The following is a 270-nucleotide window of genomic DNA, read 5'->3' as shown; positions in this document are numbered from 1 at the left end:
GGACAGTATCGTGCCGCTGGGCCGCCTGATCTTCAGCCGCGAAGACATCCTGGCGCAATTACCTGGATTGGACTCCGACACCACCCTGGTGATGTGCGGCGAGCAGGACAAACCCCGGCCACCGGCCGAGTCCGAGGAAATGGCCGAACTGATTGGTTGCAGCCTGATCCTGATCCCCGAAGCCGGGCATATCTCCAGTCGCGAGAACCCGGATTTCGTCAACGAGGCGCTGCTGACCTTCCTCGCCAACCACGCCTGATCGCCCTGCCC

The 270-nt window shown here is 63.0% G+C and carries 1 protein-coding gene; it reads left to right on the top strand.

The genetic code is table 11. From position 1 onward, the window contains the following. On the top strand, positions 1-259 hold a 259-nt coding region (locus tag AAEY55_RS18350; protein WP_350552686.1), incomplete at its 5' end, for an alpha/beta hydrolase. Between the last annotated feature and the right edge of the window lie 11 nt (positions 260-270).

The sequence above is a fragment of the Pseudoalteromonas sp. 120-MNA-CIBAN-0494 genome (assembly GCF_040308885.1).
In the GTDB taxonomy this organism is placed as follows: Bacteria; Pseudomonadota; Gammaproteobacteria; order Enterobacterales; family Alteromonadaceae; genus Pseudoalteromonas; species Pseudoalteromonas nigrifaciens.
The sequence above is the reverse complement of the archived record's forward strand: the minus strand, read 5'-3'. Positions and strand labels throughout refer to the sequence as shown.